Annotated in this window: 30 protein-coding genes; 11 read left to right on the top strand and 19 right to left on the bottom strand. The window is 60.3% G+C overall.

What is annotated here, in order from left to right:
• Nucleotides 1–8 precede the first annotated feature (8 nt).
• Complete coding sequence (locus BRAD3257_RS39355) at nucleotides 9–356, top strand: hypothetical protein (protein WP_129144767.1); 348 nt, start codon at nucleotides 9–11, stop codon at nucleotides 354–356.
• A gap of 1,151 nt (nucleotides 357–1,507) precedes the next feature.
• The gene (locus BRAD3257_RS41195; protein WP_244607700.1) at nucleotides 1,508–1,768 is read left to right on the top strand and encodes a hypothetical protein; all 261 of its coding nucleotides are present in this window, start codon (nucleotides 1,508–1,510) and stop codon (nucleotides 1,766–1,768) included.
• On the opposite strand, the gene BRAD3257_RS27505 is transcribed toward BRAD3257_RS41195, so the two are convergent.
• The gene (locus tag BRAD3257_RS27505) at nucleotides 1,716–1,910 is read right to left on the bottom strand and encodes a hypothetical protein (RefSeq protein WP_122404490.1); all 195 of its coding nucleotides are present in this window, start codon (nucleotides 1,908–1,910) and stop codon (nucleotides 1,716–1,718) included. The two genes, BRAD3257_RS41195 and BRAD3257_RS27505, sit on opposite strands and share 53 nt — an antisense overlap.
• A 36-nt stretch (nucleotides 1,911–1,946) precedes the next feature.
• Nucleotides 1,947–2,144, bottom strand: coding sequence for a hypothetical protein (locus tag BRAD3257_RS27510; protein WP_122404491.1), 198 nt, complete (start codon nucleotides 2,142–2,144; stop codon nucleotides 1,947–1,949).
• Between the two features lie 420 nt (nucleotides 2,145–2,564).
• Here BRAD3257_RS27510 and BRAD3257_RS27515 point away from each other — a divergent pair, with 420 nt between their 5' ends.
• On the top strand, nucleotides 2,565–3,026 hold the full coding sequence (locus tag BRAD3257_RS27515) for a GNAT family N-acetyltransferase (RefSeq protein WP_122404492.1): 462 nt from the start codon (nucleotides 2,565–2,567) through the stop codon (nucleotides 3,024–3,026).
• A gap of 541 nt (nucleotides 3,027–3,567) precedes the next feature.
• Here the strand turns inward: BRAD3257_RS27515 and BRAD3257_RS27525 are convergent.
• The 7 genes from BRAD3257_RS27525 to BRAD3257_RS27555 form a co-directional block, all read right to left on the bottom strand.
• Nucleotides 3,568–4,476: an FUSC family protein gene (locus BRAD3257_RS27525; RefSeq protein WP_122404493.1), complete on the bottom strand. Its 909-nt coding sequence runs from the start codon at nucleotides 4,474–4,476 to the stop codon at nucleotides 3,568–3,570.
• Between the two features lie 448 nt (nucleotides 4,477–4,924).
• Nucleotides 4,925–5,362: a helix-turn-helix domain-containing protein gene (locus BRAD3257_RS41200; RefSeq protein ID WP_244607701.1), complete on the bottom strand. Its 438-nt coding sequence runs from the start codon at nucleotides 5,360–5,362 to the stop codon at nucleotides 4,925–4,927.
• Between the two features lie 18 nt (nucleotides 5,363–5,380).
• On the bottom strand, nucleotides 5,381–5,752 hold the full coding sequence (locus BRAD3257_RS27535) for a transposase (RefSeq protein WP_145987098.1): 372 nt from the start codon (nucleotides 5,750–5,752) through the stop codon (nucleotides 5,381–5,383).
• 82 nt (nucleotides 5,753–5,834) lie between these two features.
• Nucleotides 5,835–6,479: a transposase gene (locus BRAD3257_RS27540; RefSeq protein ID WP_122404495.1), complete on the bottom strand. Its 645-nt coding sequence runs from the start codon at nucleotides 6,477–6,479 to the stop codon at nucleotides 5,835–5,837.
• A gap of 12 nt (nucleotides 6,480–6,491) precedes the next feature.
• On the bottom strand, nucleotides 6,492–6,830 hold the full coding sequence (locus BRAD3257_RS39810; RefSeq protein ID WP_160118848.1) for a hypothetical protein: 339 nt from the start codon (nucleotides 6,828–6,830) through the stop codon (nucleotides 6,492–6,494).
• 350 nt (nucleotides 6,831–7,180) lie between these two features.
• Entirely contained in the window at nucleotides 7,181–7,960 is a 780-nt protein-coding gene (locus BRAD3257_RS27550) for an alpha/beta fold hydrolase (protein WP_122406783.1), read from the bottom strand.
• A gap of 136 nt (nucleotides 7,961–8,096) precedes the next feature.
• Nucleotides 8,097–8,354 (bottom strand): hypothetical protein, encoded by a 258-nt coding sequence (locus tag BRAD3257_RS27555; RefSeq protein ID WP_122404497.1) that lies wholly within the window; start codon nucleotides 8,352–8,354, stop codon nucleotides 8,097–8,099.
• A gap of 259 nt (nucleotides 8,355–8,613) precedes the next feature.
• Between BRAD3257_RS27555 and BRAD3257_RS41205 the strand changes: the two genes are divergently transcribed.
• Together BRAD3257_RS41205 and BRAD3257_RS41210 are read left to right on the top strand one after the other, a co-directional pair.
• Nucleotides 8,614–8,910 carry a hypothetical protein gene (locus BRAD3257_RS41205; protein WP_244607702.1) on the top strand — a complete coding sequence of 99 codons (297 nt, stop codon included), beginning with the start codon at nucleotides 8,614–8,616 and terminating at the stop codon, nucleotides 8,908–8,910.
• A gap of 30 nt (nucleotides 8,911–8,940) precedes the next feature.
• Entirely contained in the window at nucleotides 8,941–9,462 is a 522-nt protein-coding gene (locus BRAD3257_RS41210; RefSeq protein ID WP_244607703.1) for a protein NO VEIN domain-containing protein, read from the top strand.
• A gap of 71 nt (nucleotides 9,463–9,533) precedes the next feature.
• Here the strand turns inward: BRAD3257_RS41210 and BRAD3257_RS27565 are convergent, their stop codons facing one another.
• The 9 genes from BRAD3257_RS27565 to BRAD3257_RS27595 form a co-directional block, all read right to left on the bottom strand.
• On the bottom strand, nucleotides 9,534–9,791 hold the full coding sequence (locus tag BRAD3257_RS27565) for a hypothetical protein (RefSeq protein WP_122404498.1): 258 nt from the start codon (nucleotides 9,789–9,791) through the stop codon (nucleotides 9,534–9,536).
• A gap of 88 nt (nucleotides 9,792–9,879) precedes the next feature.
• Entirely contained in the window at nucleotides 9,880–10,155 is a 276-nt protein-coding gene (locus tag BRAD3257_RS27570; RefSeq protein WP_244607704.1) for a hypothetical protein, read from the bottom strand.
• A 175-nt stretch (nucleotides 10,156–10,330) separates the two neighbouring features.
• Nucleotides 10,331–10,534, bottom strand: a complete 204-nt coding sequence (locus tag BRAD3257_RS41215) for a hypothetical protein (protein WP_244607705.1) — start codon at nucleotides 10,532–10,534, stop codon at nucleotides 10,331–10,333.
• 513 nt (nucleotides 10,535–11,047) lie between these two features.
• A complete protein-coding gene (locus tag BRAD3257_RS40425; protein WP_174221595.1) occupies nucleotides 11,048–11,194 on the bottom strand; it encodes a hypothetical protein in 147 nt (48 codons plus the stop codon).
• A gap of 72 nt (nucleotides 11,195–11,266) precedes the next feature.
• Nucleotides 11,267–11,755: a hypothetical protein gene (locus tag BRAD3257_RS42470; protein ID WP_488225960.1), complete on the bottom strand. Its 489-nt coding sequence runs from the start codon at nucleotides 11,753–11,755 to the stop codon at nucleotides 11,267–11,269.
• Between the two features lie 21 nt (nucleotides 11,756–11,776).
• Nucleotides 11,777–12,529, bottom strand: a complete 753-nt coding sequence (locus tag BRAD3257_RS42025) for an HlyD family secretion protein (protein ID WP_347338398.1) — start codon at nucleotides 12,527–12,529, stop codon at nucleotides 11,777–11,779.
• Nucleotides 12,530–12,636: 107 nt separating this feature from the next.
• Nucleotides 12,637–12,840, bottom strand: a complete 204-nt coding sequence (locus BRAD3257_RS27585; RefSeq protein ID WP_122404500.1) for a DUF1656 domain-containing protein — start codon at nucleotides 12,838–12,840, stop codon at nucleotides 12,637–12,639.
• Nucleotides 12,837–13,148 (bottom strand): hypothetical protein, encoded by a 312-nt coding sequence (locus BRAD3257_RS27590; RefSeq protein WP_122404501.1) that lies wholly within the window; start codon nucleotides 13,146–13,148, stop codon nucleotides 12,837–12,839. Before BRAD3257_RS27590 ends, BRAD3257_RS27585 begins: the two co-directional genes overlap by 4 nt.
• A 133-nt stretch (nucleotides 13,149–13,281) precedes the next feature.
• Nucleotides 13,282–16,131, bottom strand: a complete 2,850-nt coding sequence (locus BRAD3257_RS27595; protein WP_122404502.1) for an ATP-binding protein — start codon at nucleotides 16,129–16,131, stop codon at nucleotides 13,282–13,284.
• Nucleotides 16,132–16,328: 197 nt separating this feature from the next.
• Between BRAD3257_RS27595 and BRAD3257_RS27600 the strand changes: the two genes are divergently transcribed.
• From BRAD3257_RS27600 to BRAD3257_RS27625, 5 genes are all read left to right on the top strand, one after another.
• The gene (locus BRAD3257_RS27600) at nucleotides 16,329–16,748 is read left to right on the top strand and encodes an organic hydroperoxide resistance protein (protein ID WP_122404503.1); all 420 of its coding nucleotides are present in this window, start codon (nucleotides 16,329–16,331) and stop codon (nucleotides 16,746–16,748) included.
• Between the two features lie 31 nt (nucleotides 16,749–16,779).
• Nucleotides 16,780–17,808 (top strand): alpha/beta fold hydrolase, encoded by a 1,029-nt coding sequence (locus tag BRAD3257_RS27605; RefSeq protein WP_122404504.1) that lies wholly within the window; start codon nucleotides 16,780–16,782, stop codon nucleotides 17,806–17,808.
• A gap of 72 nt (nucleotides 17,809–17,880) precedes the next feature.
• Nucleotides 17,881–18,438 (top strand): cytochrome P460 family protein, encoded by a 558-nt coding sequence (locus tag BRAD3257_RS27610; protein ID WP_122404505.1) that lies wholly within the window; start codon nucleotides 17,881–17,883, stop codon nucleotides 18,436–18,438.
• 41 nt (nucleotides 18,439–18,479) lie between these two features.
• Nucleotides 18,480–19,313: a helix-turn-helix domain-containing protein gene (locus tag BRAD3257_RS27615; protein WP_122404506.1), complete on the top strand. Its 834-nt coding sequence runs from the start codon at nucleotides 18,480–18,482 to the stop codon at nucleotides 19,311–19,313.
• Nucleotides 19,314–19,845: 532 nt separating this feature from the next.
• Entirely contained in the window at nucleotides 19,846–20,145 is a 300-nt protein-coding gene (locus BRAD3257_RS27625) for a hypothetical protein (protein WP_145987026.1), read from the top strand.
• A gap of 1,094 nt (nucleotides 20,146–21,239) precedes the next feature.
• Here the strand turns inward: BRAD3257_RS27625 and BRAD3257_RS40430 are convergent.
• Nucleotides 21,240–21,416 (bottom strand): hypothetical protein, encoded by a 177-nt coding sequence (locus tag BRAD3257_RS40430; RefSeq protein WP_164937167.1) that lies wholly within the window; start codon nucleotides 21,414–21,416, stop codon nucleotides 21,240–21,242.
• A gap of 338 nt (nucleotides 21,417–21,754) precedes the next feature.
• Between BRAD3257_RS40430 and BRAD3257_RS27635 the strand changes: the two genes are divergently transcribed.
• On the top strand, nucleotides 21,755–21,979 hold the full coding sequence (locus tag BRAD3257_RS27635) for a hypothetical protein (protein WP_122404508.1): 225 nt from the start codon (nucleotides 21,755–21,757) through the stop codon (nucleotides 21,977–21,979).
• Nucleotides 21,980–22,080 lie beyond the last annotated feature (101 nt).

Below are 22,080 nucleotides of genomic sequence, written 5' to 3' on the forward strand. Positions count from 1 at the left end.
TCGACCTAGTGGAGGCCGCACGCAAATTCCAAGGTGACGGACGACACGCTCCCGAAGATGCAATTCACAATCTTGTATTCAAGCGCTTCAACGACAACGTCTCGTTGAACTACTTCGAGCATAATCTTTGGCTCGTCGATGACGCCCTGGCGTTTATGCCTTACATCTCCAGCGATAGAATTCTGCATGGCGGGCGGCGACGTAGCGGTGACAAAGTCACCGATCTTCTCTTCTTCGATGATAGTATGGTGCTCGGCGACGAGAATGCGACGACTTTGACGTGGTCGAGTTCAAAAGACCGAGCAGAAACGATTATGTCTTCGGGTCGGAAAAGAGCGACCCCGCACTGCAAGTGATCAATACAGTAGCCAAGGCGACCGCTACCGGCGTAGCAAGAACAGGCGGGACACATTTTTCGTTCGCCGGCGTAGTACGTAGGCTGGCGTATGTAGTTGCTGATTTGCGCCTAGCTTAATTGGCGTTCTCCAGCAGCACGATTTTATAAATGATTGGAACCCTAAAGTGTTCGTTCGCTGCCACGCCAATCAACGCGTGTTCATTCAGGCATTCGGATACGAAACCCTGCTTGAAAATGCAAAGAAGCGAAACCAAGCCTTCTTTTCGGTGCTCTTTGGACAATGATGTTTTGCCCGCCGGAGCGAGCGCCTCGGACAAGAGAGAAAGGTTGAGACGTGTCGCTCAAGCATGACCTGCTCCGTATCGGCTATCTCCCTGAAAACCTATCTGGCGCAAGTGAAGGCCACCAGCGTGCGTAGCATCGATACTGTGCCGCCTTCGGTCTTGGGAGCAGCGTGGGGCCGCAGAGGGATAGAATGGCCGCCGCGATCTACTTTCCGCTTTTTCTGGTGCTTGTTAGGGGGAAGCAGTATTCGGTATTCTACCTCTCAGCAGACTTGCAAACCCCCAACCATGTTCAAACCGCGCAAACCACTTTCTCTGACTGCGAGAACGTGCGGGTTGGCGAGGGTTCGTCTATGATTTAACGAGCGTTCAACAGGGCTTCGTGAGACTTAAGTAGGTTCAGGCGGCCTAAGTCAGCAAACGTTCTTGCCGCAGTAGCCAGAGACAACGAGTAGCCGACGCGCACTAAAAACGTCCGGTCTCTATTGGGTGCTATCAGTTTCCACCGCGCGCCAACTTCGCGACAGCTCGACGGAGGTTGACCTCGATGCACCGAGCGCAGATCAGCTCGCCGTCCCCGGCCGGTGGCGCAAGAACGGTTAGCTCTTCTGGCGCGAACTCTTCTTCGCAATGGTCGCAGCGGGGGATTTTGTGCACCCGCGCATTTGCTCACGTAGTTGTGGCGGAATTCGGTAGCGCGGTCCGCACTTGCGCTCGTTCCAAATTCGGAACCGAGGTGAAGTAAACTCGCGGCCGTTGCAGATTTACAACCCGCTTCGCCATTCAAGATACTAAGCTCGTCCCGTCCATTGCGACGATCGAAACATATTTCACGCTTACTTAATGGGAACAGCGGGGCCGCAAAGTGTTTGATGTCTATCGCAATGAGAAACGCGACTTTCTCGTTCTAAGCACAGGCTCTGCGATACCCGCAGTTTGCTCTCAAAATAAGTGGCGCAAGAGTAGAAAACGAGTTCTCAAAGTCAGCGACGAAATCAAGGCGGCCGTTCAGAGACAAGGCTATTACGTTCGCAGCTTGCGCGTTACCAAGGCGGATGATCTAGGTCGGCGACTTAGGTCGTCGCCGCGCCATCCAACTGCGCCAGCCCAGCCTCGATCACTATGATATCTTCCTCGATCTGCTGAATGGTTGTTCGCCAATCAAAGCCGGTGCGTGCCTTCAGCTCCATGGCCTGCTTCCGGCGCTGCATACGCAAATCGTTCAGGCTGACGTATCCGCTCACAATAAGCTCGATTGCGCTTGGCATCCCTCGCCCCTAGTCCCAAGACCCACTTCGCAACGGTTAGTCCGCGACACTCTTCACAACGGCATCCCTTCGCAGATTGTGGCCGGCAGCGGTCAAATGGGACGCTATGATGAGACCGAGCCGCCTTAACGTCTGGAGGGCAACAGGGTCGCACAGTTCAATCGAAAGCCCCGCTCCCAACACCGCAATGGTGCGCTGTTCATCGCTATCGAGATCAGCCCAGGAGATGTCCATCACGCGGCTCCGCGCTAAACAAATTGTCTAAAACCCAAATGCGTGCCTGATTGGCCGCAGCATATCCATGGCCGCGTCTGTATACCGACCGTTGGTGAGGCATCGATCCACTTGCGCTGTGCTAATCAGCGCCACAACTGCCACTGTGAAGCCCTTAAACATTGGGCCTCTCCTGAAAGAGACCGCCAACCGGGCGTGTCGAAATATTCAACCGTTCTCAGAATGCGCTGCCGCATATGACGACGACCTATATGCAAATGGTGACAGCTACTCGTAACCAGTTCCTTAACGGGCGCAATGTCTGGATGCGAGCGCCACGGGATGGGGCGAAGGCGTTGTAGCGGCTTTTGCCGATGAAGCGCTCAAGATTGTGATGCACGGGCAGACAAGGAAGATCGGCGGCAGCGTAGGAGGGCTCCGATGACCAACGTACAGACCTTCATCGTGGAGCCCGGCACACCGGAATTGGCGATCTGCGCACGATGGCGCGCAAATGCCTTTCCAGTACTCCAAGCGTCCTTTGAGGATGAACTGAGGTCGTTGGAGCTATTTGCATCCGATCAAGCACACGGTGTGGCGCTGATCGCCAAGGCCGATGGCAAACCGATCGGAACGTGCCTTCTCGTCGAGACCGAGATCGAGCCTAACCATGATGTGTCGCCATGGCTTGCAGGCTTGTTCGTCGTCCCTGAGTATCGGCGAAAAGGAGCAGGCGCCGCATTGGTCGCAGCGATCGAGGATCAAGCGCGACAGCGAGAGTTTTCGCGGCTCTACCTTTACACCACAGATGCCGCCGGGTTCTATGCGAGGCTCGGGTGGTCGGTCCTTGATCGCACTAACTGGAAGGGGTTTGACACAGCTCTGATGGTTCGCGACCTGTAAACGTCGCTAGGAACGCTGTCAGACGGCATCCATGCTTCGCGCTCCTCGTCCGTCAGGATCGATCTCCGGGACCACCCCGGTGCGGGACCTCAGTCGCCGGAGCGAGGGTACCGGGCAGAGCTACTCGCAATCGTGGGCGTGGATAAGGCGTGAGCGGTCCTACGCCCGGCTGTGTGCTGCACCACCCGTAAATTTCCCAAGTGTTGGCTGCTCGGCACACTGGTTAAGTGGTGCGGATCGAGCGCCGCACCATGAAAACACCGAAGCCGAAGCAATGGGCGACCAAGAGGTCCAACGATTAATGCGACTGGCCCGGCAAGGAGTTAGCACATCGAGGATAGCCGGCGAACTTGGCCGCCACGCCGGATCGTTGAGGCGCATGGCGCGAACGTTGGGATTGCTGTTGAAGAAGTAGTCCCCGAGCGATCTTGAGCGCAGGCGGCGGACTACAGCCCAAAGCCTCGGCCGATCTCCCGGAGCGGCATACTGCTTGTCGTGGGTGTGGATGAAACCCGGCGGCTCGCGTAACATCGGCCAGGGTTCAACGTCTCACCGGGATCAGACAAATGAGCCGTTTCCTGCAGTGCTGTGTAGCTGCTACTGGCTGCGTCGCCGGAGCTTTGGTCTTCCATTCGTCCGAAGCGAATGCTGTCTTTTGGCGCGGCATCACCGCGCCAACAAACATCGTGTTGAGGAGCCGTGCAGCCTGTAATTGCACGACAAGACCGACCGCCGCGCTGCGGGCGGCGGCGCTCCTGGCTGGACCGCTGCTCGATTCGAGATCGATGCCGGCTATTTCGGAATGAAGTCCCACGATGTCGCGCACCAGCGCAAGGAAGAGCGCCGAATTGTCTCTTGCGCCATGCAAGGCCGCGCTTGCATACGCGCGTACGCGGGCATGAATCGCCGCCAGCTGCGCCGCAAGCGCCGGATGATGATTGGGAGCGGACATCACCACGTTGATGGCGGCGATCGAGATGACGCCGACGGCGATGGCGGCGCCACGCTCCAGGCTGGCGTCGAACACATTCTGAGGATGGTCGATCTGCTGGATAGCGATGTTCGCAACGGTATAGCCGGTCAGTACCGCCGCATAGGCACGATAGCCATCCAGCAGCTTCGCCGCAAAGACACAAAGACCGAGCCACACCGCCGACGCCACAAGCATCAGATCTCTCGTCTGTGAGAAGATTCCGGTTAGTGCGATCGACGCCGTCACGCCCACGGCAGTCCCGAGCAATCGAAAGGCGGCTTTCTCGAGGGCCTGACCGCGGGTCGGCTCTGCGAGGATTGCCACCGTCACCGCCGCCGTGAACGGCGCGTCCAGTTGCAGCCAAAGACCGACGAACAGCGCCAGCACGATGGCCAGCCAAACGCGGACGGCGAAGCTCCAGGAACTCGCCGGAATCTTCGCGATGGTGAACGGCTGCTGGGCTATTGTGGCGGCCACGTCGAGTTCCTCATCGGATTGCCTCCTTCGACTTGCGCTTGGTCCTCACGCGGCGGCTTCCGTCTTCGGCCTGCTCAGTTTGCAGTGCATTCACGCGCTCATCTTCCGGATTGCGCCGAGCTTTAGGGATTGCACGTGTCGGGTGCGGCTCTGCTCGTCAGGTTGACGATGGTTGCCAGCAGCGCGAAACGCAGGGCGGCAATGGCGAAGACGGCCAGAGTCAAAAGGTCGCTCATGTAAGCTCCTGTACATTTTCAGGTCGCGCCGAACCGCGCGGCAATGTCCTCACCTTGACCAGGATCGAAGCGATCCGGGCGGCTTGGCTATTCGACAACTATGACATTCGGCGAGGCCCGGCTTCGCAGGGATTGCCGCGCCTTTGTCAGCGATTGCTGTTGCCGGCAGCCGACGTTCACAATCCAGGCTGTTGACGATACCGACCGGGCGCCTATCCCGTCGCCTGCGTGAAGGCGCGCGTGAAATTGGCCTGGCTCGAAAAGCCGAGCGCCAGCGCAATCTCGACCAACGGCCGATCACCCGCCATCAAGAGGGCTTTGGCGCGATCGAGGCGTCTGGCGCTGACATAGCGATGAGGAGATTGCCCGACGGCTTTCTTGAAGGCACGGGCAAAGTGATAGCGGCTGAGGCATGCAATCGATGCCATCTGGTCCAGGCTGAGTTCGCTTTCCAGATTGGCTTCGACGTAATCCAGCACCCGGAAAACCCCATAGGCGTTAAGGTAGCGCGAGCATCGATTGATACGGACGTATTCGAGGAGGCTCGCGCAGGTGCCGCCCAAGCGCTCGCTTTCTGCGGCGAAAGCAACGGATGGTTGGTTGTGGAATGATCGCTTGTAGCAAGGATGCAACGAGTTGTTGCAAAACACGCCAAGCGCCAGGTGCCGTCAGGCGGCCTGCGTCCAGCGGGGAGAGTCCTCGAAGTCGCGGGCAAGCGGCTCGAGCAGCAGGATGATCAAGAGGTGTGCCAGCAAGTAGGGCTTGGCGGAGCGCGGATCGGTTCCAGGTGGCGTCTTGAGACCAATCAGACTCTTCAGTCGCTTGAAGCCAAGTTCGATGCGCCATCGCAGTCGATAGAGCGCGAGTACATCCTTGGTGGAGAACTCGTCCCGCGCGAGCGACGTGACCAGAATGACCCAATCCGCGGCTTCCAGAGTTTCTTTGGAGATGACGCGGTTTTCGTCTTGTGCGTCGCGCCGGGCTTTACGGCGCGAAGCCGCGACTGCACCGGCGGGCTTCTTGACTGCGACCAGACGCATAGCCAGAGGCGCACCGTCCTTGCGTTTGATCCAATCCTCCGATCGATCAGTCCGTGCGCCTTCGCCGCACGCAATTGGGCCATCAGATCGAACGCAGGCCTTTGGCATCAAGCCAACGTGCGTTCTTCCAGCCCGCTCGGATCAAAACGTCTGCCCCGGCGTCGCGCACAGCGGCGATGCGGTCAGGTTGTAGATAAGCGCGGTCAGCAATGCGGATCTCGTTCTTGACCACCGGTATCCGGTCAAACGTTTCGCCTTCTTGCTGATCTGTCAGCTCGAAGTGACCAAAGCGCTCATATGGCAGATCGAATGCACTATGAACGCGCCAAAGCTCACTGTTCCTGCGCGCAGCCGGTCCTGCCTGAGGCACTGTCGTCGCATCGATAATGCGGATCAGGCGGCCTCGGCTCGCTTTCGGGGCTGCCGCAGCGAGCAAGCCCTCCACCAGCACTGCAAACCAATCGCCACATTGACACAGGCGATAGAACAACGCCACGCTGCTGAGGTCGGCAAGGCCAACAGAAGCGGCCCACGCGGCTGTCGATCTCAACCCTCTTTCACCCAGACAATAGGCCAGCATCAGCCGAAGTAACGACACCGCATCTGGAATTTGGCGCCGCCGCACGAAAGCCTTCGTCTGGCGCGCACTTATTTCAAGCTGCGCAGCCCCGCCGAGCTGCGTAACCACTCTCGTCCAGTCCTCGTTCAGAAGCGATTCGTCTGCCATCCCGCCTTGGAATCACGTGTGATTCCAACACTCAAGAACAAACTTAACACCTATGCGGAAAACCCTGCGCCGATCGAGCCCTGCTCTAGCAAGAAAAGCACCCGATTGCGCGGCGGATACGCTGACGTATCTTTGCACCAGTCTCGCCGCCATGCTGCAGGCAAGCGTCTCCACCAGCAGCCTGCCGGTACAGCTTTCCGCCCGCAGCTCCGATGCGACTGCCCTCGCCATCTCGCCCAGCAGCGGATCCTCGACAGCACTTTCAAATCTCAGGGCACCGGACGGCAAGCCATCGACGCCGACTCCGAGCTTGTCCGGAGAGAACGCGCTCGGAGGAAGATAGATATGCACGATCTCCGGTTGGTCGCCTGCGCGATCGACCGAACCTTCTCGCCACCCCGCAGGGCACAGCCAAACCGTATCGCGGCGGCTGACGGTCCGGTTTGCGATCCCGGAAGCGACGCGTGATCGGCGATGCATGGTCCCCGGCGATATCGACGGCAATTTCGATTCGGATTGGGAACCCCGCCAAGGCGACGATGCTCTCGTAATGCGCGCGCAACTCGGCCGACAGGCCTGACCAGCCTCGGTTCGTCGATGACTGCACCAGCTTGGTCCGGCCATGGCGCCGCCAGAACTCGCAGTAAGGCCGCGGCTCGCAGTGGTCCTTCGTGGCGGGTCGCTCCTGTCTGATTTCCACGTTACGCCCCCACCTGCGCGGCCTCCAGGATCAACCCCGCGATTTCGTCGGCGTGCGAGATCAGCGCGAGATGGCTGCCTTTCACCTCGATGGTATTTGCGCCCATGCGCTTGGCCATGAAGCGCTGGAGGTCCGGATTGATGGTGCGGTCTTCGGTCGAGACCGCATAGAAGCTCGGCTTCGAGCGCCAGGCCGCATTGGAGGTCTTGCCCGTGAGCAGCGCCTTGTGGAACGGCTCCTGCACCGCATAGAGCACTCTTGCTTTCGCAGGCGGCAGGTCGCCGGCGAAATCGTGCAGGAAGGCTTCTTCCGACAGGCGGCCCTCGTCACCATCGAAAACGATTCCCGCGCTCGCCGGCGGCGTCGGAAAAGTCTTGGCCAGCCCGGTGTAATCCTCGCCCGCATCGGGCGCGCGCGCCGCCACATAGACCAGCGCCGAGATGTTCGGATGCACGCCGGCTTCGGTGACGATCATGCCGGAGAAGGAATGGCCGACCAGCACCGTCGGACCGTCCTGCCTTGCCAGTACGCGCTCGGCAGAGGTTACCGCCTCGGACAGCGTAGTCAGCGGGTTCTGCACGGCGGTGACGTTGAGGCCTGCGGCCTGCAGGCGCGGAATCACCTCCAGCCAGCACGAGCCGTCGGCGAACAAGCCGTGCACCAGCACGACATTGCGGGCTTTAAGTGGAGTTGTGCCTGCGGCGAAGCCGCGTTTGGCCATCAGCGAGGCCGCGCTCCCTGCGACAAGCGCGGCGGCGAATGTGCGTCTGGTCATCGTCATTGCATTCTCCTTTTCATGATAAGGCCAATCTTCGTGGCTCGACATAAAATTCGAAAATGCAGGGGCGTTGTTACGCGGAGTCACGGAGTTGTGTCGGCGATTCGCCAAACTCCCCGAAACGTGTTGGCGGCACCGCTCATTCAGAGGTCTTGTCACGCTCCCGCACGATCACCTTTGCCCGCTCGTCATAGCCGGCGCGGCTGGAGTAGAACGCCAGCGCCATCAACCCCACGCCGAAAAGCAGCGAGAACAGGATGCCGGCCGCCATCGCGGCATATCCGATCGGCGGCACGTCGGTGCCATCGGAGGCATTCCAACCCAGCGTCGCCATCACGACGGAGACGATCAGCAACGCGACCATGCCCGCCAGCAGCACGTAGGACCACCTGCTCATTCCCCCTGGCGCTGGCACGCAGGTTTTGCCAATACAATTTCTCGAGAAAATGCCGCATGGCGCGATCTCCACTTCGCCATGATGAACCGCGAGGTCGCAACGATCTTTTCCATTCGCCCGAGAATTCAGGATTTGAACGGGGCAAACCGGAAGTCCTGACCAGCCTTCGCTTCAAACCCTTCCAGTGTCCGATTACGTCTTTGCGGACGGATCGGCTGCTGCCTGCTAGGATTCCATGTGCGAACAGGGACAGCGACCTGTGGACGCCGATGGTACAGCGCCGGGAACCAAGGGGACCGACTGGACGGCCGAGCAGGTCGCCGTCGTGGTCGCCAACTATTTCCTGATGCTCGAGCGCGAGCGCGTCGGCAACAAGATCAACAAGGCCGAACTTTACCGGCGGCTGGGGCGGGAGGTAGGACGGTCCGAGAAGTCGATAGAGTGGAAGCTCCGCAACGTGTCGACTGTCCTGGAGGAGCTCGGGATCGCCTGGATCCCGGGCCTGTTGCCGGCCCACAACTATCAGGACTCCCTGGTGCAGTCCGTCGAGGTCTAGTTGGGCTTACATCCGATTCTGACGGACCCGGTGTCGGTGAAGCCGCGCTTCACGTCGGCGGAAGGGCCGGTCCTGGTGCCTCCGCCCGCGTTTTTGAACTCGGACCCGCAGGACCGCCAGCCCGTGCTCCGGCGGCTGCTCGGCAAGTACGATCCGGCAGCCAGGGACGATTTCAACCGCTCGCTGGGGCGCGCCGGCGAGGAGATGGTATTCAAGTTCGAGTACGACCGGCTCTGCCAGGCTGGCCGTCGTGACCTGGCCAAGGAGATGGATTGGCCCGCGGATCGCGGCGAAGACGATAAGGGCTACGACATTCGGTCCTTCGAACCGGACGGTGAGGAGAGCCTTCTCGAGATCAAGACCACCAACGGGCATGCGCGGACGCGGTTCTGGCTGTCCCGCCAGTACGAAGTTGCCGCCCAGAATCCGTCGACCTACCGCATCCGGAGGGTCTTCCACTTCGAAAACGGCGCCGAGATGTTCGACATCAAGCCGCCGCTCGACGCCGGCCTGTTGCTCATTCCGGACAAGTACGTGGCCGTGCCCAGGTGACAGGTCTGGTGGCGGCGGCCATAAAGCCGTGATCCCAAGAAGTCGACGGCCCAAGCCGAAAGGGAGTTGAGCTAGGGGCTCCTATCTTCGCAGCGACGGGCACCCAAACCGATCGGACCGGGCGGCTCATCCGCGACGATGTCGGCCCGCTGGTCGACGATGCTGCCATCGCTGTGAATCGGCACCGAAGCATGACCTGTCCAATGTGATGTGAAGCAGAGGCTTATCCTGCCGATCGGCGTCGGGACCCCTCGCCGATTCACACCAATGACGATGATATCGACAGTGAAGAGAACGTTGATGTAAGCGCCGGCCTGCACCGCAGCCATACCCCAAAGCTGATGTGCATCCCCGCCGCAACGGGAACGTGCGCCATCGAGTTGAGCCTGGGACTTCTGAGCGTGCAAAGAGGAGAGTTCAGCTACGTAGCTGAACACGTGAACGTTTTATAATGGACGATACGACCCGATCATAGGTTTCGAGCGCCGCCTCCGTCGCCAACTGGACCATTTCGCGGTAGGCAGCCTCGTTCACTTGAGTGAAACTGTCGCGGATTGCTTCGGCCAACTCTGCTTCGGTGACCGATGTTCGATTTACCTCTGTTTGTCTCGTAAGGTGGCTATACAGATTGAGACGGTACACTTCTGTCGAAAGTTGCCACGCCCAATCTTCGAGATGTAGTTGTTCAATCATCAGCGCTATGCGGAACCGGAGGGATGGAAAGGAATGACACCCGCGGGCGAGGAGCAGATAGCGGATGCAGATCGACTAGAAAACCAACCCTCGGTTGGCCCAATACGCTGCTCTGGTTGTGTCGGCTTAAGTGCGAGCTCGTAGCGCGCACGGTCGATCCGGAATAGCACATCGGTCAAAGAGTAAACGTGTCCTTGGTTATCCCAAGCTGCGCCAGGTAATCCTGCAGCGGCTTCGGTAGCCGGTTAAACCAATCGGCCTCTTCACGCGGCTGCGGCAGCACGTGACCGTATTCCAGCATATCCGTCGGCTCCAGATTGCAGAGGTAAACCCAGATCTCCTCCTCCTTTGCATTGGTGATCCGCGCAACCTCCTTCATTATGCGCAACATCATCGCCTTCCGCTGAGCTTGGGTTCGGCCAGCTCGGATATCGCCTCGGATCCAGATCTGTCCTGCGGCGCGCGAACCGCCAAGGAAACGATCAGCAGGTTTCTTTTCCTCGATGACGACCTGTACAAAGTAACTTGGCGCGCCGGTCTCCTCTGTGAATCCGTGTCACGGCCTCGGCGATCGCGGCTTTTTGGCTGTCGTTCACGAAGCCTTCCGCGAGTGAGCACACATATGTTGGCATTTTGGCCTCCTTGCTGGCTTGCTTCATCATCGCAATGCGGGTCGCCACCACGGACTTGGTTGATACGAACCCGCGTCAAATAAAAGAGCCGAACCGACCGGGATCAGAACGCGTCCTGGGCGATCCCCTGGGCAAGCGATCAGTTTCCTTCGCCACTTCGGCCATATCGATGACGATGCCTAAGATGCGTTCATAACTTCCGCTTGTGCGCTCATGCAGAGCATTTCCACGAGTTCTCGTGACGAGAAGAGACTCCTGCGTTATGCAGCAAACGTCGTACGCGGAATCATCCATGTCGAAACCGTTCGCCAGACGCCATCGCCGAAATGTAGCTGATAGGCAATGAAGTCGCTATCCTCACCGTGCACCAGCTCGTAGCGATGGGACTTGGCAAATTGCGTGGTCATCGGGTTCTCCTTTGTCGAACATGCTGACTACTCATTTGGTTGCGAAGCCTCGTTCGATCAATGCAATGACGATCATAATTTCATCAAGTTTACGAGAGGGCCTGCGCACAGAGATCGGCCTGCCGGCTCAGCTGATCCAGGAAGACGTGGAGAAACGTCAATACCCGGAGCGAGGCCAGGTTCGACCGTTTCCGGAGACGGTACAGGAGCCACCTTCGAGTACGGAATTGCGTCCACTTCACCGGACGCACTGGACCCAGATCGAAGGCAATCTGGCCGCGCAATGCGAGCTTCGCCCGACAACTCTGTTAGCGGACTAAGGATAATAGCCCGCGCTCGCCCGAACAAATCCGCGCGATCCTCGGGGGTCGAATCCAAAACCGTAACGGTGGCCGTCATACCGGAGATGAGCGGTACGCCTTCGGGGACCTGGTCGATGGCAACGCGGACCGGTACTCGCTGTGCTAGGCGTACCCACGTGTAGATCGGGTCTACGTTCGGCAATCCCTGCGGTCCGCTTGCCGCATTCGAAACGCTGATACCTCGAGTGATGGTCTTCACATGACCCAGAATCGGCTGCGCTTATCCCATAAGGTGAGCTTCTAGCCGCTCCCCGATGCAGACACGTGCCATCTTCGTCTCTTCGAAATAGCCGTCTATCCAAAAGCTGTTCGTATCGATCACCGAGATATTGCTTGCGCCGGCGACTGCATAGTCTCCGGCCCGCAGCAGGAGGTTGGTGACATAGCCGTCGACGGGACTCAGCACTTTAGTACGTCGGAGGTTCAGTTCTGCCTGGGCCAACTGGTGCTGAGCGGCGTCGTACGCCGTCCTTGCCTCCGCTGCACTCCCCGCATAGATCTGCTGCTGCTCAGGCGTCGTGGCCAAGCTCGACAGATTTTGCCGTCTGGCTGCTTCTGCCTGTTTGACTTCTAGGTCCGCAGCTCTTTGTTCAACCAATGACCGGGTCGTGCGCACGGCTATGTCGAAATCGAAAGGATCGATGACGTAAAGAACGTCACCTCGGTGGACGAACTGGTTATCTGCCACCTGGACTGAGACGATTTTCCCAGAGATCTGCGGCGCCACGTTTGCGACTTGGACGCGGACGCTTCCGTTTCGGGTCCAAGGAGCGGTCACGTAGTAGTGCCATGCGACTAAAGAGATAAAGATTGCGATCAACACCAATATGAACGTGGCTACTCGCCTACATGCTGAGACGAAGATCCGTCTGACCTCGTCGTGCAGCATGGGCTCGGCATCCACCACTCGCCAAGTTTCATTCTCGCTCTCAGCGCACAGATTGATGCCATCCCGCGTCGCAGCTGGCGACATGTCAGGATCCGGACCTGTTTCCGCGGACCGTTGAAAGAGCCGGCTCGGCGATCCTCGTCGCGAGGGCTGTCGGGTTTTTTAGGAGCAGCCGCTTCCATGGAGATTTCCTAGAAGAACAGCACAAGCAATCCGAACATCGTGATGTATAGACAGAACTCGGCGAGTGGCGGATTGCTGAATAGCCGTTCAAATCCCAGCCCGGATAATAGCGGCCGCAATAGCAGCAAAAGCAGCAGCGCCATTACTCCGAACGCGACGATAGGCGAGATCAACAAGCCGCCTACTATGAAATCGCGGTGTACGTGAGTCATAGCCGAGCAGAATCTTGATCATCTGGATGCAGCCGTAGGCACGACGCACCCGCGGCTCCTCGCCGGGCGAGGCCGGCTCCCGCCAAGCCCTGTAGCAAGTATTTCGCGGTCAGCGCGTCGATCCGGCGAATTCCGATCGTCTCGCGAATGATCTTCAGCCAGTCCTGGTATGAGCTTTGGGTGTTCTCCTGAACGTCCGCGAAACCGCTCTCCGGGTCTGACTCGTACATGAGATGCGCAAAGGCGCGCTCGATATCAGCCTTATTGCCGAGCTGCGATCGCGTGCAGACCACGACTAGCGCCTGCATCAATTTTGTTGATCGCTTGAGGCTGCCCGAGCCACGCCGAGCATCGAGGCGCTGCCGCTTTCGGCCATGCCAGGCTGAGCGGTGATCGTCCCCGCGCACATCGTGGCGGCTGGGCCAACGACGAGGCGCTTCACTACTCCCGCGCCAGCCTGCCCAGCAGGTCAGCGGCGCTCCTGATATCCGCCGTGTCCGATCCTTCGGCAAAGCCCTCCAGCGCTGATTCGAGCAATAGCCTTGCGTTCCTGCTACGACGCCGTTCAGCGAGAAGCTGCGCAAGATCAATCGCCGACCGCAGTTCCCACCCTTTCGCGCCCTTGTTGCGACTCAGCTTCAGTGATTGCAGTAGACAAGCTTCCGCGTCATCGATCCGCGGCTCCGGCATATGCAATTGGACGTTGCCCTTCATTCGCAGCAGCTCGGGCATGTAGATGTGATCACCGCTTTGCTCGACCAGGCGAATAGCATCATCGACTAGGATTGCGCTCTGCTCTATTTGTCCAAGCTTCAACAAGCCCTGAGCCAACGCGATGTTGAAGGTCGTGGTCAGCAGCTCGTAGCCAGCCTCGTGGAGTTCGCGGAGGGAAGCCTTGATCGTCTCGACCCCGCCTGCGGCATCGCCGCGCCGGATCGCGAGCTCGCCTTTGACGCCCCGGCCGACGGCGAGATAAGGTCCCATCGAGCGCGATTGGGCATGTGCAATGAAGCGGTCGATGTTTTCTTCCGCGCCCTCGAGATCACCGCTCCACAGATCGATCGATACCGCCCAGATCAGCGCAATACAGAGCGTGATTGGGTGGTCCATTTGCGCGGCTTCCGCAACAGTTTGTCGCGCCAGTGTCAGCGCGTCCGCTGGACTGCCCTGCAGCCAAAGCTCGCGCGCAAGCGTGATGCCCGCGCGGTTGCGATGATCGAAGCCATATACCGTGCTGACCCGTTCCGTTCCCGGACCGTTCCAGGCGAGCTCGACCACCTTCAGCGCATCGCGGTGCTCGCCGGCCAGATGCAGCGAGACGCCGAGGAGCGAATGGGCGAGCGCGATCGAGGCAGCATCGCCCAGCGACTTGGCGACCGAGACGCTCTGCTGCGCGTAGTTGAGCGCAGCATCGAACTCGCCCATCCGTTCATGGAAGATATGCATACGCCCAAGCAGCTGGAGCTGGTTGATCTCATCGTCTCGAGCCCTCGCGATGGCAAGGCTGCGGCTCAAGGCGCTGCGCGCCGCTTCGCTGCCGCCCCGCGTGAACATCAGGGTCAGGCCGAGGGCGGCCTGCAGGTGCATCTCCTCGCCGCTGTCGCGCGAGGCCCGATCGATCGCAACCAGCGCCCGTTCCGACCAGCGCCGGCATTCAATCAGCAGGGACATCGCGAGGAAGATCGGCGCCGCCGCAGCGGCGAGCGCGACGCCAATGCTGGCATCTCCGCCCGCGCCGAAGCACCACTCCAGCGCCGCGCGCACGTTGTGAAGCGCGGAGAAATGGACGGCGCGTTCGTCGGCGTTTGGCACGATTGCCCATGTCGTGCCGGCCCGTTCCAGCCAGCGCTGATAGTAAAGTGCGTGACGCGCGGCGAGTGCCGCGTCATAGGGTTCGAGCTCGAGCAGATACGCGCGCGTGGTGTCGAGCAGCCGATAACGCATCATGGCGCCGATCGGCCGTGGTGCGACCATCGATTTGGCGACGAGGCTGTCGACGGCATCGAACAGCCTGCCGCGATCAATATGCTCGTCTGGCACCACTTCGAGCGCTGCGTCGATGGTGAAATGCCCGGCGAAGACGGCGAGCCGGCGCAGCACGAGCCGTTCAACATCCGACAGCAGTCCGTAGCTCCAGTCGAGCGTGGCCTGCAACGTCTTCTGCCTGGGCGGCGCCGTGCGCTGTCCGTGCCAGAGCAGATTCAGGCGGTCGTCGAGCAGGGCGGCCGTCTGCGCCAGGCCGTAGGCCTCGACCCTGCCGGCGGCGAGCTCGATTGCCAATGCCATGCCGTCGAGCTTGCGGCAGATCTGCGCGACGATCGCGGCATTGGCATCGTCGAGCACGATCCGCGCGCCGCCGGCTGAAGCGCGTTCGAGGAAGAGCTGGAGCGCGGGATAGCTCTGCGCTGCAGCAGCCGTCAATCTAGAGTCCTCGGGCGGAACGGCGAGCGGCGCCAATCGATAGACCTGCTCGCCCTCGACGCGCAGGGCTTCGCGACTGGTGGCGAGGATATGGACGTGCGGCGCGGCATGGAAGATCTCCACAGCCAGCGACGCCGCCGCTCCGATCACATGCTCGCAATTGTCAAGGATCAGCAGCATCCGCTTGTCGCGCAGATGCGCCAGTAGCGCGGGCAGTGGATCGTCGCTCTGGGCCGGCAGCCCCAGCATCAGCAGGATCGACGTGATCACGAGATCGGGATCGCTGAGCGCGGCGAGATCGACGAAATGTGCGGCATCGGAGAAGGTTTCGAGCAGGTCGTGCGCGATCGCGATCGCAACTGCGGTCTTGCCGACGCCCCCAGCACCGATGATCGTGACGAAGCGCGAGGTGAGAAGCTTGTCGGAGATGGCGGCAACCACCTCGTCGCGTCCGATCATGCGCTGCAGCCGGTTCGGCAGCTTGACGGGCGGCAGCTCCATCGCTGGCGCGGGGCGCCGCAGGGCCGGAATGTCTCCGCGCGAGATCGGGGCCACGAAGCAATAGCCGCGGCCGGACAGCGTGGTGATGTAGCGGGCACCATCCTTGCCGTCGCCGAGCGCCTTGCGCAGTGCTGCGACATGAAAGCGCAGGTTGGCTTCATCGACGTTCATGCCGGGCCAAACCTGCGCGATCAGATCCCATTTACTGACGACCTCGTTCGGTCGCGACATCAGCGCGATCAGCGCGTCGAAAGCCTTCGCGCCCAGCGGCACCGTAACACCGTCTCGCGTCACTAACCTTTCATGCGGCGTCACGGTGAACGGCCCAAACGACAATGTGGGGGTGGCAGCGCCGGCTGGCTCGGTCATGGCAAGATCTTAGGTTTCTCCGACAGGATCCGATAACCAGCTGATTGTGGTCCGGCAAGGCCATCCCGGTCGCGACCGCCGGGTCGCATGGGGCCGTTGTGAGACTTGCAAAGCTGGACCTCACAAATTCTCACAAGTCCAAACGGGTGCCTTGTGCGCGTCGCTGCTAGTCGGCTCGCGACGGCAAGGAGACCACAATGACGCAAACGGCTAAACTACTCTACACGGCCAGGACCCACACCTGCGGTGGGCGACACGACGGCACATCGCGCAGTTCCGACGGTCGCCTCGACATCATGCTGTCGCCGCCGGGCGGCGCAGGCATCGGCACCAATCCGGAGCAATTATTCGCGGCTGGCTGGTCGGCGTGTTTCGAAGGCGCGATGGAAATCGCGGCGAGCAAGCGGAAGATCGAGCTTCCGAGGAAGAGCGCGATCGATGCGGAGATCGATCTCGTGCTCGACGAAGGTGCTTACTTGCTTCGGGCGCGCCTCAACGTCAGCCTGCCGGGTCTCGATCCCGAGATCGCGCACACCATCATCGATGAAGCACACCAGACCTGCCCCTATTCCAAGGCCATCCGCGGCAATATCGACGTCACGGTCGCGCTGATCTGACGCACCACTAACAATCTCAGGGACCCTGCACATGAAGCAGATCATCGACCAGCACCGCCGCAAGTTCTTCGGCATCGCCGCGGGAAGCCTCGCCATCGGCCTCGGCGCCGTCGGCCTCGCTCGCGCCCAATCGGGGGCATCGCGATCGTCCGCATCGAATGCGTCCTTCGGACCGATCAAGCAGATCGACGCCGGCGTTCTCAACGTCGGTTATGCCGAGGCGGGCCCCGCGAACGGTCCCGTGGCCATCCTGCTGCACGGCTGGCCCTATGACATTCACGCCTTCGTCGATGTCGCGCCGATCTTGGCCAAGGTCGGGTACCGAGTCATCATCCCGTATCTGCGCGGCTATGGCTCCACGCATTTTCTCTCCAGCGAGACGCTGCGCAACGGCGAGCCGGCCGCGATGGCGCTCGATATCATCGCGTTGATGGACAAGTTCGACATCAAGCAGGCCGTGGTCGCCGGCTTCGACTGGGGCGCGCGCACCGCCGACATCATCGCTGCGCTGTGGCCGGAGCGTTGCCGCGCGCTGGTCTCGGTGAGCGGCTATCTGATCTCGAGCCAGGCCGCCGGCAGCGCGCCGCTGCCGCCGCAGGACGAGCTGCAATGGTGGTACCAGTTTTATTTCGCCACCGAGCGCGGCCGCGCCGGATACGAGAAATATACGCATGACTTCGCCAGGCTGATCTGGAAGCTCGCCTCGCCGCAATGGAACTTCGACGATGCCATCTTCGCCCGCAGCGCGGCGGCGCTCGATAACAAGGATCATGTCGCGATTACGATCCACAACTACCGCTGGCGGCTCGGTCTTGCCCAGGGCGAGGCGAAATACGAGCATCTCGAAAAGAAGCTGGCGGCGACGCCGGTCATCGACGTGCCGACGATCACGATGGAAGGCGATGCGAACGGCGCGCCGCATCCCGAGCCGGGCGCCTATGCCAAGAAGTTCTCGGGCCGCTACGAGTTTCGTCTCATCACCGGCGGCGTCGGGCACAATCTGCCGCAGGAAGCGCCGCAAGCCTTTGCCAAGGCTGTGATCGAGGCTGACGGCGCCTGAGCATCGCTTGACTTCCTCGGTTCAGCCCCGCTGGCCGAGGTTCGTTTTCTGCTCCCAGCCCGGTGAAGAATCATGAATTCGACTGAAACTAACAAGAAGACGTCCCCACTTGCCACGGCCATCGTACTCGCCGTGATTGTCCTTGCCGTTCTCCTGACCTGCGCGCCCTACTTCGTCGCGATCGCGCTCGCGGAGGGACCGACAGAGCACGCCGATGCCTCGCCAATCTTCGGCGTCACCATTCCGCCCAGCTACAAGCAGTGGGAGCTGATCGCCCCTGCCGAGGAGGCGGCTCCGCTTGACGAGCTTCGCGCCGTCGTCGGCAACCAGATCGCCATCGACACCTATAAGGCCGGCAAGCTGCCTTTCCCGGACGGCACCGTTCTGGTCAAGCGCGCCTGGAAGCGAAAGCAATCGCCGGAGTTCGCGTCCGCCACGATTCCCGGCTCGGCCACGACGGTTCAGGTGATGGTTAAGGATTCCAAAAAATATGTCGCGACCGGCGGCTGGGGCTTTGGCCGCTTTGTCGACGGCAAGCCGGTCGACGAGGCCCAGCATCGCACTTGCTTTGCCTGTCACGAAGCTCGCGCAAAGAGCCAAGACTACGTCTTCACGCGGCTCGCACCTTGAGGCGATCTGGAGAACACGTAGTGAGACAAGGAGCACCGACGATGTCGCTGCAGAGGTCATACTCGCAAAACAATCATGTCACCGCCGCAACAGACGTCTTGTCACGTCGCAGCCCGAGATCACCGGATCCGCGTTCGGGGGCCGAGGCAATGATGTTCTCCCTTGTGCATCTTGATGTTTCCCTAGCCATCGAGCCGCCCGCACCCGATATGCGCACATCTGTCCTCGGCGAGCCGAGCTTCAGGGTATCCGCCAAGCCTCTTGCGCGAGCAGCCATTTGTTCTGATCGGGGCACTGCCGGCGAGGAGATCACAGACCCGGTGATGCAGCGCCTGTCTGATGCGCTCGCAGCAACGAGAGCCATGCACCATCCCGATTACGCCATCCTTCTCGACGCGTTGCGTCTAGCCATGCTGACCCGCAAGGCCAGCTGGGGGACGGTTGTCAGTCGGCCCCGGGACACGCGAGCCCCGGAAGACCGAGAAGGACAAGCCGCTCGGAGAGTGCGGTCGCTGCAGAAATGGCGTCTGAAGCGCGTGCTCGAATATATTGAAGACAATCTGGACGCTAAGGTCACCTTGCAGCATCTGGCTGCTGTGGCTGGCTTGAGCCGGATGTATTTTGCCGCGCAGTTCCGCGCGGCCGTGGGCATGAGGCCGCACGACTACTTCCTGAAGCGGCGGATCGACCGAGCGAAGGAGTTGATGCAGCGGGCCGACGTGTCGCTCATCGACATCGCCTTGGCCGTGGGGTTTCAGACCCAGGCTCACTTCACGACGGTATTCAAGCGCTTTACCGGCGAAACGCCATATCGATGGAGAAGCGCTCATCTCCTACAAGCCTTTCCGCTGCCGCGGGCCGATGGGAAGCCGTGATGAGCAACCCTGACATTCACTCGTTGCTGCCGCATATAGTTGGCATCAAGCCGGCCGTGGCACACGACGAGATACTGGGATTGTTAGAGATCGTTCGGGATCTCGGCGCTTCGTATCGTTTCGCATCCGCGGAGCCCGGAGCAGGCGGCTTCCACGGGCGTGTAACGCTAAGGTTTTGTCGGCTTATGGCTGCCAGCATCCCGCATTGCCTAGCTAAGCAGTGTTTGGTTGCTCGAGTCCCGGTACCAAGCGCGACAGTATCGATCTCAGCGCCATCCTTCGTCCGCGTCAGCGTCTTCGAGCACCAGCGGGTGTCGAAACAGATTCTCTGTGTTACCGAAAGGAGCGCCGCCTAGTCCGCCTCCGACGGCTCGGTCATTATGTCCCGCACGGCCCTGCAGCAGAGGAGTAATAGGGCAAGTATCTATCGACGATATCGTTGGGACGTTGTGCGCCTTGGATGAGGGCTCCCGGGGTTTGGCCCGCGCCAAGCCCGTACAGGTCGAACGTGCTGCGGCCTAGGAGGAGGACGATGCAGACGATCGAGTCACACGGAGTGACTCCGGACGCTTTGGAGCGCGATCTCGCGCGCAAGCTGCAGGAGCAGGTCGTCGAATGGAAGACGATGCGGTCGCCGGCGCTGTCGCGCACGGCCGCGGGCGTGCCGGTCAAGCGGCGCTTCACCCGGCGGACCTGCCGGGTCACCCTTCCACCTGATAGAGGCGCAAGCGGCCGGGATCGTGTCGATGGCCTTGGCGGTGCTGCGAATGTCCTGGGCAGACCACAGCAGGGCGCCGGCCTGAGACTTTGCATTGGCGCCCCGCGGGGATAGGAATGTTTCCCACGGGAAAAGCTATGGACGATCTGTGGTTATATTTTCGACCCATGAATCTCAAGCACGATCCCGAGTGCGAGGCGGTCGCGGCGATGTAGCTCGCTGCGGAAGCCAGCGGCGACAAGCGGCTGAACTGGATCCGGGCCGCTTTAGCGTGGACCGAGCTTACGGGTTTGAGAGCCACCGCCGTCCGTGAACTCTGCAGGTCGAGCGAGCCCGCCTAATTGCCCTCTGGCGGGCACTCCGGACAGGTGTCGCCAATCGAGTTCAGCGCATCGCGCACCTCGGCCATGGCCGCTTCCGGAGGGACGTCCGCCTAATAGGGAAAGCGATTACCTTTGAGGTCTATTCGCATCAAGAGGTGCCGGAACCCGCGTCGGGCATAGGAATGCCAGGTACTCCGACTGCGCCGGGAGTCGCTCGAGGTCGAATGGTCGGATTCCAAACTCACACCTCGGGCGACGACTTCATCACCGATTTCAAGTTCATCCTTCTCTCGAAGCCAAGCGACGGTCTTCAGAAGACCGATCGCATCCCTCGGGACGACGCGACAGAGCCTCTTAAATCATTCTTTGCGGATGAATTGGGATAGCCGCAGGCCTGCGGGTCCATCCCGTCGTCGCGCGGGACGAAACGCAGGACCGTGGGCGCAAAGTCGTTTGTTGCGGGTAGCTCCAAGACAGACTTAGTCGCGTCGCCGGCGACGACGAGAACTGGCGGCGTGATGCAGTTCCATCTTGGAGGAAGCCGAAATGACGAAATGGAGACGTCGGATCGCGGCGGTCGTCGCTGCCGGGAGTATGGTCGGATCCCGGACTCATGCAGCTCCAGCCAGCCTCGCTCCTGCGCCGACGCGATTGCGCTACGGAATTTTTCGCCAGTCCCGCCCTGCTTCAAGAAAGGGACATTGATCAGCTCGATGAAGACGCGTCCGTCCTGCACGGGTTGAATGCCGCTGGCAATCTCGATTAGCTTTCGGGCGCCAGTCTCGGGGTCGGCTAAGGGGCCAGCAGATGTGTATTTCATGGTGGCGAGAGATACATTGAGTCGCCGTGCCGACCAACCAAGTGGGCGTCTTGGCTTCTATGAAGTTACTTCGGCTCTTGCCTGCCATCCAATTCGCGCGCGGCCAAGCTAAGCTCCAGCTCTCTGAGCTGTTCGAGCAAATGTTCTACGATCTCCTCGTAGTCAGATGGCGTGAGGGAATGCACGCCGCGCAACGTCAGTTGATTGTGGAGGATTGTCGCCATCATGGCTTTAACGCTCATGACCTCTCGCTAAAAGCTAATCGTCAATAAAAACAATCGGAAGAGTAGGCGCCAAACACTACGGGTGCGCAATGTCGTAGGATTACGGGCATGACGGACTTTTTGCAGTGCAAATGGTGCATGCTCGACAAGAACGCTTTACTCGCGGGGGCCGATCATTGATCGCCGAATGAATGTACTGGATTGCGCCGATTGTGATCGATGCGCGATTTGCAGGCGCAACGAACGCCGAATCGCGCTTCGTGGAGTTAAATTTGGTTCTGAGTCATAACTATAATGACTCCGACGCAAAAATAGAAAATAGGGTGCAAAAAACAAAAAAAGAGTGGGAGGAGTAGATGGATACTGTGTGTCGCCTGCGCGCGATGGCATCGCTGTGCCGTCAGACCGCCGCGCGTAATCCCGATAGAAGTTGGAAACTGCTCGCCGAAGCTGAGTATTGGGAGCATTTAGCGAACGGTGCGCTGCGCGATCACTTCAAACCGTGCACATCTGGCTTCTCGCTCCGAGCAATCGGAGATGATGCGAGCACCACGCAATCGGCGCACGGTATGGCGGCATGAGCGCTTTCGGTGCTCAAGTCGCTCGACGAAACACAGCTCTCACTTTTAAAAGCGTTCTGTTCTGGACGGAGGAGGTCTCGAACTTCCTCGCGGGGTACGAG

Source organism: Bradyrhizobium vignae, from assembly GCF_900324035.1.
In the GTDB taxonomy this organism is placed as follows: Bacteria; Pseudomonadota; Alphaproteobacteria; order Rhizobiales; family Xanthobacteraceae; genus Bradyrhizobium; species Bradyrhizobium vignae.

Excerpts from the sequence above, each read along its gene's own strand:
- BRAD3257_RS27505 (WP_122404490.1), bottom strand. The coding sequence starts at position 1,910 with ATGCCAAGCGCAATCGAGCTTATTGTGAGCGGATACGTCAGCCTGAAC.
- BRAD3257_RS27510 (WP_122404491.1), bottom strand. The coding sequence starts at position 2,144 with ATGGACATCTCCTGGGCTGATCTCGATAGCGATGAACAGCGCACCATT.
- BRAD3257_RS27515 (WP_122404492.1), top strand. The coding sequence starts at position 2,565 with ATGACCAACGTACAGACCTTCATCGTGGAGCCCGGCACACCGGAATTG.
- BRAD3257_RS27535 (WP_145987098.1), bottom strand. The coding sequence starts at position 5,752 with ATGCGTCTGGTCGCAGTCAAGAAGCCCGCCGGTGCAGTCGCGGCTTCG.
- BRAD3257_RS27540 (WP_122404495.1), bottom strand. The coding sequence starts at position 6,479 with ATGGCAGACGAATCGCTTCTGAACGAGGACTGGACGAGAGTGGTTACG.
- BRAD3257_RS27550 (WP_122406783.1), bottom strand. The coding sequence starts at position 7,960 with ATGACGATGACCAGACGCACATTCGCCGCCGCGCTTGTCGCAGGGAGC.
- BRAD3257_RS27555 (WP_122404497.1), bottom strand. The coding sequence starts at position 8,354 with ATGAGCAGGTGGTCCTACGTGCTGCTGGCGGGCATGGTCGCGTTGCTG.
- BRAD3257_RS27565 (WP_122404498.1), bottom strand. The coding sequence starts at position 9,791 with ATGGCTGCGGTGCAGGCCGGCGCTTACATCAACGTTCTCTTCACTGTC.
- BRAD3257_RS27570 (WP_244607704.1), bottom strand. The coding sequence starts at position 10,155 with ATGATTGAACAACTACATCTCGAAGATTGGGCGTGGCAACTTTCGACA.
- BRAD3257_RS41215 (WP_244607705.1), bottom strand. The coding sequence starts at position 10,534 with ATGAAGGAGGTTGCGCGGATCACCAATGCAAAGGAGGAGGAGATCTGG.
- BRAD3257_RS40425 (WP_174221595.1), bottom strand. The coding sequence starts at position 11,194 with ATGACCACGCAATTTGCCAAGTCCCATCGCTACGAGCTGGTGCACGGT.
- BRAD3257_RS42025 (WP_347338398.1), bottom strand. The coding sequence starts at position 12,529 with ATGTCGCCAGCTGCGACGCGGGATGGCATCAATCTGTGCGCTGAGAGC.
- BRAD3257_RS27585 (WP_122404500.1), bottom strand. The coding sequence starts at position 12,840 with ATGACTCACGTACACCGCGATTTCATAGTAGGCGGCTTGTTGATCTCG.
- BRAD3257_RS27590 (WP_122404501.1), bottom strand. The coding sequence starts at position 13,148 with ATGCAGGCGCTAGTCGTGGTCTGCACGCGATCGCAGCTCGGCAATAAG.
- BRAD3257_RS27595 (WP_122404502.1), bottom strand. The coding sequence starts at position 16,131 with ATGACCGAGCCAGCCGGCGCTGCCACCCCCACATTGTCGTTTGGGCCG.
- BRAD3257_RS27600 (WP_122404503.1), top strand. The coding sequence starts at position 16,329 with ATGACGCAAACGGCTAAACTACTCTACACGGCCAGGACCCACACCTGC.
- BRAD3257_RS27605 (WP_122404504.1), top strand. The coding sequence starts at position 16,780 with ATGAAGCAGATCATCGACCAGCACCGCCGCAAGTTCTTCGGCATCGCC.
- BRAD3257_RS27610 (WP_122404505.1), top strand. The coding sequence starts at position 17,881 with ATGAATTCGACTGAAACTAACAAGAAGACGTCCCCACTTGCCACGGCC.
- BRAD3257_RS27615 (WP_122404506.1), top strand. The coding sequence starts at position 18,480 with ATGTCGCTGCAGAGGTCATACTCGCAAAACAATCATGTCACCGCCGCA.
- BRAD3257_RS27625 (WP_145987026.1), top strand. The coding sequence starts at position 19,846 with ATGCAGACGATCGAGTCACACGGAGTGACTCCGGACGCTTTGGAGCGC.
- BRAD3257_RS40430 (WP_164937167.1), bottom strand. The coding sequence starts at position 21,416 with ATGAGCGTTAAAGCCATGATGGCGACAATCCTCCACAATCAACTGACG.
- BRAD3257_RS27635 (WP_122404508.1), top strand. The coding sequence starts at position 21,755 with ATGGATACTGTGTGTCGCCTGCGCGCGATGGCATCGCTGTGCCGTCAG.